Consider the following 308-nt stretch of genomic DNA (forward strand, 5'->3'; position numbering starts at 1 on the left):
GTCAATGACCTGCTCGATGTGGCCAAGCTGGACAGCGCCGTGGGAACCATCCACCTGGAGCGCACGGATCTGCGCAGCCTGATCCGGCCGGTCGTGCGCGAGCTGGAGCCGCAGCAGCAGCACAAGCTCATCGACCTGCGGCTCGAACTCGACGACGCCCCGCTGATCGCCAAGGCCGACCCCGTGCGCTTCCAGCAGGTGGTGCGCAATGTGCTGGCCAATGCCATCAAGTTCTCGCCCATCGGCGGGCGCATCGATGTGCAGGGCCGCATCGACGGGCAGGGCGACATCTGCATCGCCTTCTCCGA

The 308-nt window shown here is 66.6% G+C and carries 1 protein-coding gene; it reads left to right on the top strand.

The features are described 5' to 3' along the window. Positions 1–308, top strand: a 308-nt coding sequence (locus ACF8ME_RS25180; protein ID WP_392418664.1) for a sensor histidine kinase, incomplete at both ends; no start/stop codon positions are given.

This window comes from Delftia sp. WSY_7 (assembly GCF_043104845.1).
Classification (GTDB): Bacteria; Pseudomonadota; Gammaproteobacteria; order Burkholderiales; family Burkholderiaceae_C; genus Comamonas; species Comamonas tsuruhatensis.